The organism is Paenibacillus sp. JT31N7, assembly GCF_059692095.1.
In genome coordinates this window covers 1,264,801-1,280,537 of record NZ_JCAUAT010000001.1, presented here as the reverse complement: position 1 = coordinate 1,280,537, position 15,737 = coordinate 1,264,801, and the positions used below count along the sequence as shown (strand labels likewise).

Here is a 15,737-nt window from a genome sequence, read left to right as displayed (position 1 = left end):
AGAATGAGTGTGGTAAACCCGACTTATCTAAATGCATTTTCTCCGGTGCAGACAATAAAGCAGCCGGTGGGGAGCGAGCCTGCAAGTGCCTCCCAATTTACGAAACAGTTTTCCTCTTTTCTCAACGAGGCCATGAATGGGTTGAATTCGGATCAGCATACGGTAGACGGACTCAACCAGCAGTTTGCCAAAGGGGAATTATCGGACGTCCATCAATTGATGATTGCTTCCGAAAAAGCATCGCTCGGTTTAGAGTTCACCGTCCAGGTGCGCAATAAAGTCGTGGAAGCTTATCAGGAAGTCATGAGGATGCAGCTCTAACGGCGGCTGAACCATGATCGACATTGATTGAATCGGATGGGGTGACATTGTGAACGAAAGATTGCTCCAATATTGGGAGAAAGTCAAACAGTATTGGAATCAATATAGCAAAACGACCAAGCTTACTTTTGTAGCTGCATTGTTCGTTCTCCTATTGACTATTGGAATCATCAGCTACAATCTTGCGAAGACAGAGTATTCACTGGCTTATACGAATCTCCAGCCGGCGGATGCCGCCGCGATTAAAGGGTACCTGGACACGGCGAAAATTCCTTACAACCTCAGTTCGGACGGCAAAAGCATTGAAGTTCCGAAGAATGAAGTCGCCAATGTCAAACTGGGCATTGAATCGCAGGGCTTGAACAAAGGAAGTTCGATCGGTTACGACGCATTCGCTTCGGACAGTGCTTTCGGAATGACGGACAACGAGTTTAAGGTGAAATATTTAAGCGCGGTGCAGGGAGAGCTTCAACAGCTTATCAATTCCAACGAAGCGGTGGATAAATCGAAGGTTCTGATTTCGCTGCCGGATGAGACAGTATTTCTCGCCAATCAGAAGCAGGAAGCCACGGCGTCGGTTGTACTGAATGTGAAGCAGGGCTATTCGCTGGATCAAGGGCAAGTAGACACGATTTATAACCTGGTTTCGCACAGCGTTAAAAATTTGCCGCTGCAGAACATAACGATTTCCGACCAGTACGGTCAGTTCCTGGCTTACTCCAAGGAAACGAACGGCGGTCAAAGCACTTCGGGTCTGGTTCAGAACCAATTCGACATCAGACGCAAGTTTGAAACAAGCGTACAGGGAAATATTACAAACCTGCTCAACAAAATGCTCGGTCCTGACAAAGTGGTGGTCAGCGTTTTCTCGACGATGAACTTCGACCAGAAGAAAACGACGGAAAATCTGGTTACACCGCCAAATGTGGAAGACAAGAAGGGACTTGAAATTTCTACCCAGGAATCCTCTAAAACAACAACAAGCACAGGAGGAAATACGGGGGGAGTGGCAGGAACCGGTCAAACGGACGTGCCTGGTTATCCGGGAGGAGCCGCATCCGGGAATGCAAACTCCGAAGAAAGCAGCAAAACGGTCAATTACGAAATTAACCGCATCACGAACGATATTATCCAGACACCATATGTCGTGAAAGATATGAGCATCAATATCGGATTTGATTCAACCGGGAAAGACCAGGCCGCGGTAGCGGATTTGAAAGGTCTCATCGAAGGGCAAATGGCGAACATTGTTCGTGCGGCGCTTGCCGACAACAAGGTTGAATACACACCGGCTCAAATTCAGGACAAAGTGAAAGTGGTTCCTCAAACATTCGTAACACCATCCGGAATTGCGGGTACGAATTGGCAGCAATATCTTCTGTACGGTGGAATCGGCTTGGCTGCTCTGTTGCTCGGTGCGCTCGGCATGTACGCTATCAGAAGAAAGAAAAAAGCTGGAGAAGATGAGGATGAGCTTGACCTTCCGCCGGCAAAAGTGGAATATCCTACGATCGATATCGAGAATGTCTCCAACGAAAATCAAGTACGAAAGCAATTAGAGACGCTAGCCAAGAAAAAGCCGGACGAGTTTGTCAATTTGCTTAGAACCTGGCTGGTGGATGAATAGAGGTGTGGGTGTTTGGCAAGAGGAGCAATACATCAGGGGTTAACGGGAAGGCAAAAAGCGGCGATTCTGCTTATTAGCCTCGGACCGGAAGTTTCTGCTCAAATTTTCAAGCATTTGCGCGAAGATGAAATTGAGCAGCTTACCCTCGAGATCGCAAATGTACGCAAAGTAGACGCATTAGAGAAAGAATCGATTTTATCGGAGTTCCACCAAATTTGCCGGGCTCAGGAATACATCTCCCAAGGCGGTATCGCCTATGCGAAAGAAATTCTTGAGAAAGCGCTCGGTTCCAACAAAGCCGTCGACATTATTAACCGACTAACGGCTAATCTGCAGGTAAGGCCGTTCGATTTTGCCCGAAAAGCGGATCCTGCACAGATCTTAAACTTTATCCAAAACGAGAATTCGCAAACCATTGCACTCGTCCTGTCTTATTTACAAGCGGAACAAGCTTCGATCATTTTGTCTTCGCTGCCGCAGGAGAAGCAGGCGGATGTTGCGAAACGGATCGCTCTGATGGACAGCACGTCACCGGAAGTGATTTCTCAAGTAGAAAGAGTGCTCGAACAGAAACTCTCGGCCACCGTTACACAGGATTACACATCGGCCGGCGGTATTTCTTCGATCGTTCAAATCTTGAACGGAGTAGACAGAGGTACGGAGCGTACCATCCTGGATTCGCTCGAAATTCAAGATCCCGAACTTGCCGAAGAGATCAAGAAGCGGATGTTCGTTTTCGAAGATATCGTCAATGTGGACAACCGTTCCATTCAGCGCATTGTCCGCGATATCGAAAATGCCGACCTTCAGCTTGCGCTTAAAGTGGCGAGCGAAGAAGTCCGCGAAGCTATTTTCCGCAACATGTCCAAACGGATGGCGGAAACATTCAAAGAAGAAATGGAATTTATGGGCCCGGTTCGGCTGCGCGATGTCGAAGAAGCGCAAACCCGGATTGTATCCACGATTCGCCGCCTAGAAGAATCCGGAGAAATCATCATCGCACGCGGTGGAGGAGACGATATTATTGTCTAACATCCTAAAGCCTTTCCATTATGCTCCTGCGGATGAGACAAATGCTTACCGGGTACCGGTTAAACCGATTTATACACCACAAGCCGAGCTTCCGGACGATGAACCGCGGTTCACTCCCGAAGAAGAAGCGCAGCTTAGCGAAGCGGAAAGCTTGAAACGGCAAATTCTCGATGATGCGGAATCTTTCGCACAATCCCATATGCAGCAGGCGATCCAGGAAGTGTCCGATCTGAAGGAACACACGGAAGCCGAGATCGAAGCTTGGTGGCACCAGCGGCGCGAAGAAGATGAGCAGCATCAGGAGCAGGCCCGGACAACCGGTTACGAAACGGGTTATCAAGAAGGCTTGGATCAAGCCCGGCAGGATGTCCAGCAGCAATACGATGACATGTTATCGGAAGCGCGGCAGGTACTGCAGCAGGCTTACCAGGTGAAACAGCAGGTTATTCAGGAAGCGGAACCTTTTCTCATCGAACTGAGCTGCTCTATAGCGGAGAAAATCATTTCCAAGCAGCTGACCGTATCACCCGAATGGATGGTCGAAACGATTCGAAGCGTATTGGCCCGTCGAAAAGAGAGCGGGACGATCACACTCTGCGTAGCTCCTCGCTACTTCGCTTACATTCAGGATGCCCGTGAAGAATTGCTGTCGGCAATCGACTCGCAGGCGGAGCTAGAAATTATCCCGGATGCGAGTGTTCAGGATGAAGGCTGTGTAGTCCGTTCCACGTTCGGAAGCATTGACGCCCGCATCGATACGCAGCTTCACGAGATCAAGCTGGCCTTACAGCGCATTGCCCTTCATGGTGAAGGTGATGAATCATGAGTCAAGGTAGCCCGAATGCAGGCAAATATGTAGACTTTCTAAGGCAGCTGGATCCTGTCCGGGTAAACGGCAAAGTGACGCAAGTGATCGGTTTGACCGTTGAATCGGAAGGTCCGGATGTAAGTATCGGCGAGTTGTGCCACATCTATCCTCATAAATCCAATCAGCCGCTGATGGCGGAAGTGGTCGGATTCAGAGGGAACAAGGTCATTCTGATGCCGCTTGGCGAATTGGAAGCGATCGGCCCCGGCTGCGATGTAGTCGGAACAGGCAAGCCGCTCACTGTGCAGGTCGGTCACGAGCTGCTGGGTAAAGTGTTAAACGGTCTCGGCCAGCCTTTGGACGGATCGTTCTTACCGTCAAGAATGGCTCATGTTTCTACGAACAATGTCCCCAGCAATCCTTTGTCGAGGCCGCGGGTTCAAGAGCCTCTCGGCGTAGGTGTCCGTGCGATTGACGGGCTGCTTACCGTAGGCAAGGGACAGCGGGTCGGTATTTTCGCCGGTTCCGGTGTGGGCAAAAGCACCCTGCTCGGCATGGTTGCGAGAAACACGTCGGCGGACGTCAACGTGATCGCGCTTATTGGAGAACGGGGCCGCGAGGTTCTGGAATTCGTCGAGAAAGACCTCGGACCGGAAGGCTTGGCGCGTTCTGTTGTGATCGTCGCTACGTCGGACCAGCCGGCGATGGTCCGGATCAAAGGAGCTTTCATCGCAACGAGCATTGCCGAATATTTCCGTGACCGCGGAATGAACGTCATGCTCATGATGGACTCCGTAACCCGCTTCGCGATGGCACAGCGTGAGGTCGGTCTGGCGGTCGGAGAGCCTCCGGCGACGCGGGGTTATACGCCCTCGGTTTTCGCCCTGCTGCCTAAGCTGCTCGAACGGTCCGGCACCGGTTTGAAAGGTTCGATTACCGCTTTCTATACGGTACTGGTGGACGGTGACGATATGAATGAGCCTATCGCGGATGCGGTTCGTGGTATTCTTGACGGTCACATCGTGTTGGACCGGAATATCGCCAACAAAGGCCAGTATCCCGCCATTAACGTCCTTGCCAGCGTAAGCCGGGTTATGAAAGAAATCGTTACCCAGGAGCAGCTCGACGCTGCGGCTCATCTCAAACGAATGCTTTCTGTTTATAAGGATTCGGAAGATTTGATAAATTTGGGGGCGTACCAAAGAGGGTCAAATCAAGAAATTGATATTTCTCTTCAATATATGGATGAGATCCTTGAATTTGTTAAACAAAAAACCAATGAAAAAGTGTCGTTGGAAGAAGCGCAACAGCACTTGATCGATCATTTTTCGTTAGGATGAGGCTAATATGAAATTCCAGTATGCGTTTCAGCAAATCGTAAATTTGAAGAATAACGAGCGTTCGCAGGCGGAGTGGAATCTTTCTACTGCCATCGGCAACCTGAATCACGAAGAAAGCTCTCTTCAAGAGCTGATTCGTCTCAAAAACGAAGCCCAGGAGAAAATGCTGGAAACTTCCATGCGGCCGGTTTCCATGCTGGAAATTCGTCAGCTGCAGTCTTATGTGGATCACATCGAGCATCTGATTGCGCGCAAACGTCACGATGTCTCCAAGGCCCAGGGCCATGTGAATCACAACAGGGACCTCCTGAACGACAAAATGGTCGACGAGAAAGTCTGGACGAAAGCGCGGGATAAAGCGTTGGAGCAGTTTACGGGTTTTGTTCTGAAAAAGGAACAAGAGGCGTTAGACGAAATTGCATCCAACCGGCATATCCGGTTGTCCTATCAGTAAACCCGCACGAAAGGAGGAGGCGTCATGGAAGAAGCAGGCACAGAGTCGTCCTCGGGCGGTAAGTTGGAACGTTTTCTGGTCTGGTTTCTGATCCCGTTCGTGTTTACGGCCGTTCTTCTTGGTGTTCTTCTATCCGTTTTTGATTACGATGTGATGAAAACTGTCCAGCGGACGCTGAACAAAATCCCGGTCGTGGGGGAAATGATTCCCCTGCCGAAAGAGGATGCGCAAAGCAACCCCGCAGCTAAGGGGACGGAAGAAGATGCAGTAAAGACGAATACCAAAGAAATCGAGCAGTTGAACAGCAAGGTGCAGGAACTTAAAACAGAGCTGGACAAAGCGGATCAAACGAGTGCACAGAAGGACAAAACGATTCTGGACCTCAAACAGCAAAAGGCGGAGCTGGAAGATAAAGAGCTGGCCAAGCAGGATGAAGAGTACGACAAAAAGGTGCGTGAACTTGCATCGGTTTATGCGAAGATGATGCCGAGCAAGGCGGCGCAAATCATTCAAAACCTGAGTCCGCAGGAAACAATCCTCGTTCTGAACGCGATGAAAACAGACGAACGGGTGAAGGTGCTCGAAAAAATGGATCCGAAGAAAGCGGCTGACGCTTCGATCGCGCTGAAGGATCTCACTTCTTCGCAGGATCAAAAGATCGCGGCTCTCCAAGATCGTCTCGTTCTTCAGCAAAAGCCGGATTCCGCGCAAAAGAAGATGACTTCGGCTGAGCTGAGCCAGACGTTCGCATCGATGGACGCGTCCAAAGCCGCGAAAGTATTAACCGATATGTACGGGAAGAACTCGGGTCAGGTATTAACCATCCTGAGGGAGATGGATACGAGCAAGCGCGCCGCTTTAATGGGCGAAATCGCAGGCATCAGCAAGGAAACCGCTGCTTCCATTACCGGCAATCTGGTTCCATAGCTCTTTAATGAAAGGAGGTGAAAATAAATTATGGAAATGCCAGTAGCAAGCACGACTCCGTCCGCACCGTCAGCAGGATCTACGGCGGTTAAAGCGGGAACGGCAAAGACTACAGCAGCGGCTGCGGCGTCAGCAGGAAGCGGCAAGGGCGATGCGGAAACGTTCCAAGAGGTCATGACCGGCCAGCTTCTGAAGGAAGCGGGTGAGGAAAATGCCAGCCCCGTCGATTCCATCCTGGCCGGCCTGCTTCAAGTGATTCCTTTTCTCCCGGTGCCCGTTCAGGAAGCTCTGAGCGATATGGAAGGACAAACGGGAACGGAAGGAATGGCGGACCTTTTGCTCAGCAGTATTCAGAGCAGTCCGGAGCTGTTCAGCCAGCTAAGCCAATCCGATGCCATGCAGCAGTGGGCGAACGATGCTTCGGCTCTGCTTCAACTGTTAAGCGGCACGCAGCAAACCGGATTACAGGCCATTCAGCTTGATAACGGCGATGCTTCGCTGAAACTGCAGAAAACGATTTTGGATTTGACGGCCATGCTTAAACAGCAGCCCGATCATCCCCTTTTGCAGCAGCTGTCGGCCGAATTCAAGCAGCTGGTAGAAACGGCACTGCCGTCTCTTTTAAACCAGCAGACGGGTGCAACCGGTAAAGCAACGGCCAAGGCGGCGGAACAAACGGATTTGGCTCTCCCTACAGGGGCAGCAGCTAGTGATCCCGACACTGCGCCGGAGTTGACCGTCACGAAGACAGGCAACGTCAAAGCTTCATTGGAATTGTTGGCTGCAAGAACCGGAGTCTGGAACTCCGTGAGACAAGCGGCTCATGAAACCCTGGAGGCGGTACAGACCTCCACGACTCCGGCATCCGAAAACGAGCCGGCAGCGAATGGTTTGACAGGACTTCAAGAAGGCGTGAAAACAGCTCTTCCCGAGCAGGCGGCCAAAGCGGCGGCTCCAACGATTTCAGCTCAAAACTTCGCTCAAGAACTAAGTCAGTTCATGGTAAAGCGCATGAGCCTGAAAATGGGGAATGGCTTCTCGGAAGCGAAACTTTCGCTTCGTCCGCAGCATCTGGGAACCATTGATGTGGTCCTTACGATGCAAAACGGGCAATTGGTTGCCCAGTTTACAGCGGATACGGCACTGGGAAAAGAGCTTCTCGAAAGCCAACTCGCACACTTGAGACAATCTCTGCACAGTCAAGGCGTTCAGGTAGACAAAATGGAAGTCGGCCAAAACACGACGTCTTCCACGATGTTCCAGGATTCCAGACAGCAGCAGTCTTCGCAGCAGTTTCTACAGCAGCGCGGCGGAGGCGGAAACCAGAACAATTCCGAAGAGATGACAGAGTGGAACGAAGAGTTGAAAATTTTGGAGGAAACCAGAAAAGCGGCTTTAGGAAATTCCTTCGAAACCTCGGCTTGATCGAGATTGGCATAACTCAGCTTAGATAGGAGGTGCAGAAATGGCAGAACTTTGGGGAGATTTGAGCAAAACGGGCTCAACAACGAGCACGGCAAGCGCGGCCTCGAAAGCCAAAGACAAGAAAGACGGCTCGATCCTCGGCAAAGATGATTTCCTTAAAATCCTGATTACCCAGCTTCAAAATCAGGATCCTATGCAGCCCATGCAGGATAAAGAGTTCGTGGCGCAAATGGCCCAATTCACTTCGGTCGAGCAGCTGTCAAACATGGCTTCCGAGATGAAATTGCTTCGGTCTTCGCTCGGATTCACTTCGAGTCTGATCGGGAAGGACATCAGCTGGATGGGCAAAACAGACAGCGGAGAAACGGTGATGACGAACGGAGTCGTCGAGTCCATTATCGTCCGGGACGGTGTGCAGTATGCGACGGTCGGCGGGAAGGAAGTCAAGCTGGAGGAAGTCCTTAAGATAGAAAACTCCAAGCCGGCGGTTCCTGCACCATGACCGAACGTATTACGGTAGGAAGACTATATCCCACTCCGCCGGTACCTCTTCAGCGAAACGGTAGTCCGAAACCGGCTGCCGGACGCTCCGAATTCGATCAGCTTCTGCAAAGCGAACTGGTCAAGTTCAGCCATCATGCGGAAACCCGGTTGAAACAGCGGGGAATTCAAATCGACAACGAGCAGTTGACGAAGCTTGAACATGCGATTGATAAAGCGGCCGCGAAGGGCGCCAAAGATACGCTCATGGTGCTCGGAGGAACGGCCCTTATCGTGAACGTCCCGAACCGGACGGTAATCACGGCATTGGACGGAGCCAAGCTGCAGGATCAGGTTTTTACGCAAATAGACAGTGCTGTCATTATTTCATAGAACTTTTACACACCAAAGCGGGCCGGACCTAGGCAGGAGGCCCTGAAAGCTGCGGACCGATAGAAGCGGCTTTAAAGGAAAGTGCCCACCCAGGCGGGCGACATAAGAGGAGGAACTATAAATGTTAAGATCCATGTACTCCGGTATTTCGGGCATGCGCGGTTTTCAGACAAAGCTCGATGTGATCGGCAATAACATCGCCAACGTGAACACGACAGGCTTCAAAAAAGGCCGCGTCATGTTCCAGGACATTCTCAGCCAGACAGTATCGGGCGTAACAGCACCGGACGGCGGAGGCACGCAAGGCGGGGTCAATGCCAAGCAGATCGGTCTTGGCGTTGGAACTGCGGCCATTGACACGATTCATACCGGCGGCAGCGCGATGACTACGAATGTTCCTACAGATTTGCGTATTGACGGGAACGGATTCTTTGCGGTTGGAGCAACTGAAGTGGGTGGAGACACCCCAACCTATTTTACCCGTGCGGGAAACTTTACAGTAGATGCGGATAATTTTATTGTGAATCCGGATGGATTGTACCTCTTCTCTACGGAAGGTCAACCGATCCAATTGGATGAGGCAGCTACGAAGTTCTCTATCTCGCAGGATGGAAAAATTGTGCAGGTGATAAATGGAGTTCCGGAGGTTTCCACTTACAATATTGCAGTCGTTAAGTTCTCTAATCCAGGTGGTTTAACAAAAGCCGGCGGCAATTTGTATGAATATTCTCCGAATGCTTCTATGGAACCGATTGATAATCTCGGTGATTGGACACCAGCTGATCCGGCTAAAGGCACAGGCTCTATCATCGCCGGTCAGCTTGAAATGTCCAACGTGGATCTGACCGAAGAGTTTTCCGAAATGATCGTTTCCCAGCGTGGTTTCCAGGCGAACTCTCGGATTATCACCACGTCGGATGAAATTTTGCAAGAGATCGTTAACCTGAAACGCTAATAACAGGCAAAGGTAAAAGGTAAGGGGGCCTGGTCCCCCTCCTGGAACCTATGGAGGGAACCATGGTACGTTTGACCCGGATGAATGGCAAACCGCTAGTGATCAACGCGCTTATGATTGAAATGATGGAAGAAACACCGGACACCGTGATTACGTTGATTAACGGAAAGAAAATTATGGTCCTTGAACAAGAGGCAGTGGTCACAGAGATGGTGGAACAATTTTTGAAACGGATCGGTGCGGTTCAAGCAACGATCAAGTCGGCGAATACGGAGGGCTTGTAGTGCTTAAAAATCGATTTTTTCTGATGTTGGTTTCCATTCTTGTCGCTATCACGTTAGTCTTGACGGCTGCATTTGTTTTATGGACGGTTATGGACAATAAATCGGAATCGGCCGCTGAAGAGAAGGTTCAAACGTCGGCGGAGATCAAAGAAAATACCGTCATTATGAAAGATATTACGACAAACCTGGCCAGTCAGGGCAGCTTCGTGAAAATCAGTCTGGCTTTTGAGCTGGAAAACAAAAAAGCAAAAACGGATTTCGAAAATCTGATTGATTCCCGTATCAAAGGAACAATCATCCGGACTCTTTCTGACATGAATTCCGATCAGATTTCAGGCAGCAAAGGGCAGGATAACTTGACCAACGCACTGATCAACAAGCTTAATCCGCTTCTTAATGAAGGAAAAATAAGGCGCATTAATATTACCGATATTGTACTTGAGTAGCCTTTTACATAGATCGGATACGCACAAAGGGGGTGACTCTTATGGTTGATGTTATGTCACAGAATGAAATCGACGCTCTTCTGGCAGCTCTCTCTTCCGGTGAAATGGACGCAGAAGAACTTAAGAAAGAAGATACGCAGCGAAAAGTTCGATTGTATGATTTCAAACGGGCCGTACGCTTTTCCAAAGACCATATCCGGAGCTTGACGCGGATTCATGAAAACTTTGCCCGGTACTTGACGACTTATTTCTCGGCACAGCTAAGAACGTTTGTCCAGATCAATGTCGTTCAGGTCGAACAGCTTCCTTATGACGAGTTTATCCGCTCGATTCCTAAAATGACGATTTTGAACATTTTTGAAGCGGAGCCATTAGAGGGAAGAATGGTTTTGGAAGTCCATCCGAACGTGGCGTACGCAATGCTGGACAGGCTTCTAGGCGGTGTCGGCGTGTCTCCGCAGAAAATCGCGGCTTTGACCGAGATCGAGACGATCGTCATGGAGCGGATTTTCAGCCGGGCGTTTGAGAGCCTCCAGGAAGCATGGAAGACGATCATCGATTTGTCTCCACGGCTTGAGGCTTTGGAAACGAATCCGCAATTTATGCAGATCGTTTCTCCCAATGAAACCATCGCTCTGATTTCGCTAAGCACCAAAATCGGCGATACGACCGGGATGATCAACCTTTGTATCCCGCATGTCGTTATCGAGCCGATCATGCCCCGCCTGTCTGTGCACCACTGGTTTGTGTCCCAGAAGAAAAGCCGGGCTCCCGAGGAAGTCGAGATTTTGCAGGACAGGCTGACTCATGCCAAGCTTCCCATTATTGCGGAGCTGGGAGAATCGCAAATCACGATTCACGAGTTTCTGAATCTGCAGCCCGGGGACGTCATTACATTGAACAAGCCGGTAAACGAGCCACTACACATCAAAGTCGGTGAGAAGCTTAAATTTACAGGCAGCGCAGGTACAACCAAGAGCAAAATGGCCGTTCAAATCGGCGAAATTGTAAACGAAGGAGCAGAAGAACATGACGAGTAAAGATTATTTGTCGCAGGAGGAAATAGACGCGCTGTTAAAGCAGGCGGTAGATGAGCGTTCCGACGATAATCCATCTTCTTCTCTTTCTTCGAATATCGATGACTACTTATCCTCGCTGGAGCAGGATGCTCTGGGAGAGATCGGCAACATCACGTTCGGAAGCGCAGCAACCGCGCTATCCACCCTACTCGGCAAGAAAGTGGACATTACGACACCTAAAGTATCGTGTATTCCGCGCGTAGAGCTGGTTAAGGAGTTTCCCAAACCGCACGTCGCCGTTCACGTCAATTATGTAGACGGCTTTGACGGTATCAATTTGCTCGTGATCAAGACCCGCGACGCTCAAGTCATTGCGGATCTGATGATGGGTGGAGACGGCCATGTGGAGGGCGATGAGCTATCCGAAATTCACGTCAGCGCCGTCCAGGAAGCCATGAATCAGATGATGGGCTCGTCCGCGACTTCGATGTCTACGATATTCAACCGGTTCGTTAATATCTCTCCTCCGGGAATAGATATTTTGAATCTGTCGAATGGAGAAGGAAAACTGCCGAACGAAGACGTATTTATAAAGATATCCTTTAGACTGACAATCGGGGACCTTATCGATTCGACTATCATGCAGCTTCTTCCCGTCAATTTCTCCAAAGAAATGGTAAACATCCTGATGGGCGGGGGTTCCGAAGAGGTTCACGAAGAAACGGCGGCCGCAGTCAGCGAAGAAGTTCCGCCTGCTGTTATCGACCAGGTGCAAGCGGAAACCAACGCTAACGCTTATCAACAGCCGGCTCAGGAGCCGCCTTATACAAACCCCGCAGAAGCGCCGTACACGAATCCTTCGATGGGGGGCAACCCGATGCCTATGAATCAACAGCCTGCACAACAGTCACACGCGCAGCAGCCGATGAATCATCCACCACAGGGAGGAAATTACGGAGGAATGAACAGGAATGTAAACGTACAACCGGTGCAGTTCTCCAATCTTCAGCAGGGAGGATACAACCAGACCGACGATACGAACCTGAATCTGCTGCTTGATATCCCTCTGAAAGTAACGGTCGAGCTGGGAAGAACGCAGAAAGTAATCAAGGACATCCTGGAGCTTTCGCAAGGCTCGATCATCGAGCTGGATAAATTGGCCGGTGAACCGGTAGATATTCTGGTTAACAACAAACTGATCGCCAAGGGAGAAGTTGTCGTTATTGATGAGAACTTCGGCGTTCGCGTCACCGATATCGTCAGTCAGTGGGATCGCATTCAAAAAATACAATAACTATCTTTTGGGAGGATTATTTTATCATGGGGAACAGAATTTTGATCGTAGACGATGCAGCTTTTATGAGAATGATGATTCGCGATATTTTAACTAAGAACGGATATGAGGTTGTCGGCGAAGGAAACGATGGCATACAAGCCGTAGAAAAATTCAAAGAGCTGCGTCCAGACCTCGTAACAATGGATATCACCATGCCGGAAATGGATGGAATCAATGCGCTGAAAGAGATCAAAAAAATTGATCCTAATGCCAAGGTTATCATGTGCTCGGCGATGGGACAGCAGGCGATGGTAATCGATGCGATCCAAGCCGGCGCCAAAGACTTTATCGTGAAACCTTTCCAAGCGGACCGTGTTATCGAAGCCATTAAGAAAACAATGGGCTAAGCGTAAGCTTTTGAATAAGGAAGGAATGTGAAGCTTGAAGAAACAGGCAGGAAAGCTGCTTCTGGCAACGGCAGGACTGATCGTTCAGCTGCCGTTCTGGACTTCCGTTTGTTTTGGGGCACCTGAGCCGGGCGGTAAAATCGGGCCCGGTTCGGAAACGGGAGAGACGGGGAGTATCGATTCGATCGTGATGATCGGAAAGGTGATTTTCTTTCTCCTTCTTATCATCGGTCTTTTTTACGGCATTATGAAGATGTTGTCGAAAAAAAGCGGATTCCGCTTCGGACGTGCCATGCAGTCGCTGGGTGGAGTTCCACTCGGCCAAAACAAGTCGATCCAAGTCGTCGAAATCGGGGATTCACTGTACATTGTCGGAGTTGGGGATAACATCCAGCTTCTCGAGAAAATATCCGATGCCGGCGAGGCGGCAAGGCTGAAAGAGCAAATTACGGCACAAACCCGGGCGGCGACGGAATTTATTACAGTCGGCAAATGGCTCGAAAAAATACGCAAGAAGCCGGGTGAAAACAACGTGGTGGAAGAAGAAGAGCTTTCGCCGAATTTTCACCAGGTCTTTCAGGATAAACTGCAGAATGTCGCCCAGCGCAATAAAAGCGTAGAAGAATGGCTGCAGGAAGAAAACGAACAAGATCGGTTGAAGTCAAATGAGCAAAAATAAAGGAAACCTTATTATTCTGCTTGCTTTACTTGTGTTCATCGGATTGGCAGGGAATACGGCTTATGCCGCTCCGGACCCGCAAAATCCGATTCCCGGCATAAGCGTCAATGTAGATTCGGGAAGCGGAGCTTCCGGGGCCTCAAGCACGATCAGCGTCATTTTGCTGTTAACGGTTCTGAGTCTTGCGCCTTCGTTTCTGATCCTGATGACCAGCTTTACGAGAATCGTCATTGTGCTGGGGTTCGTGCGCACGTCTCTAGGGACGCAGCAGATGCCGCCCAACCAGGTTTTGATCGGACTGGCCCTGTTTCTCACTCTGTTTATCATGGCCCCGACGCTTGGGCAGATCAACGATACGGCCGTTCAACCCTACATGAAAGGGGAATTGAATCAGACGCAGGCTCTTCAAAAAGCGTCCGTTCCCATCAAGCAGTTCATGTGGAATCATACCCGGCCTAAAGATTTGAAGCTTTTCTTGGATTACACGAAAGCGGAGGCTCCCAAAGGAGTCGAAGATACACCGCTGACAGCCCTGGTTCCGGCTTATGCCATCAGCGAGCTGAAAACGGCGTTTCAAATGGGTTTTATGATTTTTATTCCTTTCCTGGTTATCGACATGGTTATCGCCAGTACGCTGATGGCTATGGGGATGATGATGCTGCCGCCCGTTATGATATCGCTGCCGTTCAAAATCCTGCTGTTTATTCTGGTGGACGGTTGGTATCTGGTCGTTAAATCGCTGCTCCTCAGTTACAGTACATGAACGCGGAAGCTGGAGGTCACCTAACATGAGTTCGCAATTTATCATAAAGCTGGCCGGCGAAGCGGTCTATACGGTGCTGAAAGCCAGCGCCCCGATGCTGGTGATTGCCCTGGCGGTCGGTCTGCTCATCAGTATCTTTCAGGCCACGACACAAATTCAGGAGCAGACGCTGGCATTCGTGCCGAAAATCGTGGCGGTCCTGCTGTCTGTCTTAATATTCGGACCCTGGATTTTGAACACGCTGGTCGACTTTACATTTAATCTGTTCAACAATCTTCATCAATATATCGGGTAGGCGGCCATGGAGCTTTGGTTTCAACTTTTGCCCAACGCTATGCTGATTTTTTGTCGAATGACCTCGTTCCTTGTCGTCGTACCGCTGTTTTCGTCTCGAAATGTGCCGAGTATGTTCAAAATCGGACTCGCTTTATTTCTGACTCTGATCGTGACGGCGGCTCAAGGGACCTCCCAGCTGGTTCCGATGGACACGCAGTATGTATTGCTGGTCATCCGGGAAATAATCGTCGGCCTGCTGCTCGGTTTTATCGCCTATCTATTTTTTACGGCCGTACAAATCGCGGGTTCCTTTATCGATATGCAGATCGGACTCGGGATGGCCAATGTGATCGATCCGATGTCGGGAACTACCGTACCCTTGATGGGGAATCTGAAGTATATGCTTGCGATGCTGCTGCTGCTAAGCTTTAACGGGCATCATTTTATGCTGCAGGGTATCATGAACAGCTACGAATGGATTCCGCTGTCCAACCATTTGTTTGCCCAGCTTTACGGGGGACAGATTACCGAGTTTCTGGTGAAAACCTTCTCGAGTGTTTTCTCTCTGTCGATGCAGTTGGCGGCTCCTGTTGTCGCAGCGATGTTTTTGACGGACCTCGGTTTGGGTTTACTGACGCGTGTCGCTCCCCAGTTCAACATTTTCGTAGTCGGGGTGCCGCTGAAGATCATCATCGGGTTTTTCCTGATCGCCCTGCTTATGCCCGAGTTGATCGGTTTGTTTCACCAATTGTTCGACCGGATGTTCGAAGCGATGCAAAAGCTGCTAAACATAGTGGCCGGCAAAGCGCTGGAAGCACCGTAGCA

20 protein-coding genes are annotated in these 15,737 nt (G+C 50.0%); all 20 read left to right on the top strand.

Annotated elements, in window-relative coordinates; genetic code table 11:
- Positions 1-9: 9 nt before the first annotated feature.
- The 20 genes from fliE to fliR all read left to right on the top strand — a co-directional run bounded on the left by fliE (position 10) and on the right by fliR (position 15,735).
- Positions 10-321: a flagellar hook-basal body complex protein FliE gene (gene fliE, locus AC58P5_RS05725; protein WP_497386033.1), complete on the top strand. Its 312-nt coding sequence runs from the start codon at positions 10-12 to the stop codon at positions 319-321.
- Between the two features lie 49 nt (positions 322-370).
- On the top strand, positions 371-1,948 hold the full coding sequence (fliF, locus tag AC58P5_RS05720) for a flagellar basal-body MS-ring/collar protein FliF (RefSeq protein ID WP_497385113.1): 1,578 nt from the start codon (positions 371-373) through the stop codon (positions 1,946-1,948).
- Between the two features lie 12 nt (positions 1,949-1,960).
- Positions 1,961-2,980: a flagellar motor switch protein FliG gene (gene fliG / locus AC58P5_RS05715; protein ID WP_016423453.1), complete on the top strand. Its 1,020-nt coding sequence runs from the start codon at positions 1,961-1,963 to the stop codon at positions 2,978-2,980.
- Positions 2,973-3,806: a flagellar assembly protein FliH gene (gene fliH / locus AC58P5_RS05710; protein WP_497385112.1), complete on the top strand. Its 834-nt coding sequence runs from the start codon at positions 2,973-2,975 to the stop codon at positions 3,804-3,806. The genes fliG and fliH overlap by 8 nt, the downstream gene beginning before the upstream one ends.
- The gene (gene fliI / locus AC58P5_RS05705; protein ID WP_497385111.1) at positions 3,803-5,128 is read left to right on the top strand and encodes a flagellar protein export ATPase FliI; all 1,326 of its coding nucleotides are present in this window, start codon (positions 3,803-3,805) and stop codon (positions 5,126-5,128) included. Before fliH ends, fliI begins: the two co-directional genes overlap by 4 nt.
- Before the next feature lie 7 nt (positions 5,129-5,135).
- The gene (fliJ, locus tag AC58P5_RS05700) at positions 5,136-5,582 is read left to right on the top strand and encodes a flagellar export protein FliJ (protein WP_497385110.1); all 447 of its coding nucleotides are present in this window, start codon (positions 5,136-5,138) and stop codon (positions 5,580-5,582) included.
- 24 nt (positions 5,583-5,606) lie between these two features.
- Complete coding sequence (locus AC58P5_RS05695; protein WP_497385109.1) at positions 5,607-6,509, top strand: MotE family protein; 903 nt, start codon at positions 5,607-5,609, stop codon at positions 6,507-6,509.
- Positions 6,510-6,539: 30 nt separating this feature from the next.
- A complete protein-coding gene (locus AC58P5_RS05690; protein ID WP_497385108.1) occupies positions 6,540-7,934 on the top strand; it encodes a flagellar hook-length control protein FliK in 1,395 nt (464 codons plus the stop codon).
- A gap of 40 nt (positions 7,935-7,974) precedes the next feature.
- A complete protein-coding gene (locus tag AC58P5_RS05685) occupies positions 7,975-8,436 on the top strand; it encodes a flagellar hook capping FlgD N-terminal domain-containing protein (RefSeq protein ID WP_497385107.1) in 462 nt (153 codons plus the stop codon).
- Positions 8,433-8,807: a TIGR02530 family flagellar biosynthesis protein gene (locus AC58P5_RS05680; RefSeq protein WP_497385106.1), complete on the top strand. Its 375-nt coding sequence runs from the start codon at positions 8,433-8,435 to the stop codon at positions 8,805-8,807. The genes AC58P5_RS05685 and AC58P5_RS05680 overlap by 4 nt, the downstream gene beginning before the upstream one ends.
- A gap of 121 nt (positions 8,808-8,928) precedes the next feature.
- On the top strand, positions 8,929-9,762 hold the full coding sequence (flgG, locus tag AC58P5_RS05675; RefSeq protein ID WP_497385105.1) for a flagellar basal body rod protein FlgG: 834 nt from the start codon (positions 8,929-8,931) through the stop codon (positions 9,760-9,762).
- A gap of 62 nt (positions 9,763-9,824) precedes the next feature.
- Positions 9,825-10,046 carry a flagellar FlbD family protein gene (locus AC58P5_RS05670; RefSeq protein WP_009676773.1) on the top strand — a complete coding sequence of 74 codons (222 nt, stop codon included), beginning with the start codon at positions 9,825-9,827 and terminating at the stop codon, positions 10,044-10,046.
- A complete protein-coding gene (locus tag AC58P5_RS05665; RefSeq protein ID WP_497385104.1) occupies positions 10,046-10,492 on the top strand; it encodes a flagellar basal body-associated FliL family protein in 447 nt (148 codons plus the stop codon). The genes AC58P5_RS05670 and AC58P5_RS05665 overlap by 1 nt, the downstream gene beginning before the upstream one ends.
- A gap of 41 nt (positions 10,493-10,533) precedes the next feature.
- The gene (gene fliM / locus AC58P5_RS05660) at positions 10,534-11,532 is read left to right on the top strand and encodes a flagellar motor switch protein FliM (RefSeq protein WP_497385103.1); all 999 of its coding nucleotides are present in this window, start codon (positions 10,534-10,536) and stop codon (positions 11,530-11,532) included.
- Positions 11,522-12,805, top strand: coding sequence for a flagellar motor switch phosphatase FliY (fliY, locus tag AC58P5_RS05655; RefSeq protein ID WP_497385102.1), 1,284 nt, complete (start codon positions 11,522-11,524; stop codon positions 12,803-12,805). Before fliM ends, fliY begins: the two co-directional genes overlap by 11 nt.
- A gap of 26 nt (positions 12,806-12,831) precedes the next feature.
- Positions 12,832-13,194, top strand: coding sequence for a response regulator (locus AC58P5_RS05650; RefSeq protein ID WP_497385101.1), 363 nt, complete (start codon positions 12,832-12,834; stop codon positions 13,192-13,194).
- 34 nt (positions 13,195-13,228) lie between these two features.
- Entirely contained in the window at positions 13,229-13,873 is a 645-nt protein-coding gene (gene fliO / locus AC58P5_RS05645; RefSeq protein ID WP_497385100.1) for a flagellar biosynthetic protein FliO, read from the top strand.
- Positions 13,860-14,636: a flagellar type III secretion system pore protein FliP gene (gene fliP / locus AC58P5_RS05640; protein ID WP_497385099.1), complete on the top strand. Its 777-nt coding sequence runs from the start codon at positions 13,860-13,862 to the stop codon at positions 14,634-14,636. Before fliO ends, fliP begins: the two co-directional genes overlap by 14 nt.
- A 25-nt stretch (positions 14,637-14,661) precedes the next feature.
- The gene (gene fliQ / locus AC58P5_RS05635; RefSeq protein WP_497385098.1) at positions 14,662-14,931 is read left to right on the top strand and encodes a flagellar biosynthesis protein FliQ; all 270 of its coding nucleotides are present in this window, start codon (positions 14,662-14,664) and stop codon (positions 14,929-14,931) included.
- 6 nt (positions 14,932-14,937) lie between these two features.
- Complete coding sequence (gene fliR, locus AC58P5_RS05630; RefSeq protein ID WP_497385096.1) at positions 14,938-15,735, top strand: flagellar biosynthetic protein FliR; 798 nt, start codon at positions 14,938-14,940, stop codon at positions 15,733-15,735.
- Positions 15,736-15,737: the final 2 nt, after the last annotated feature.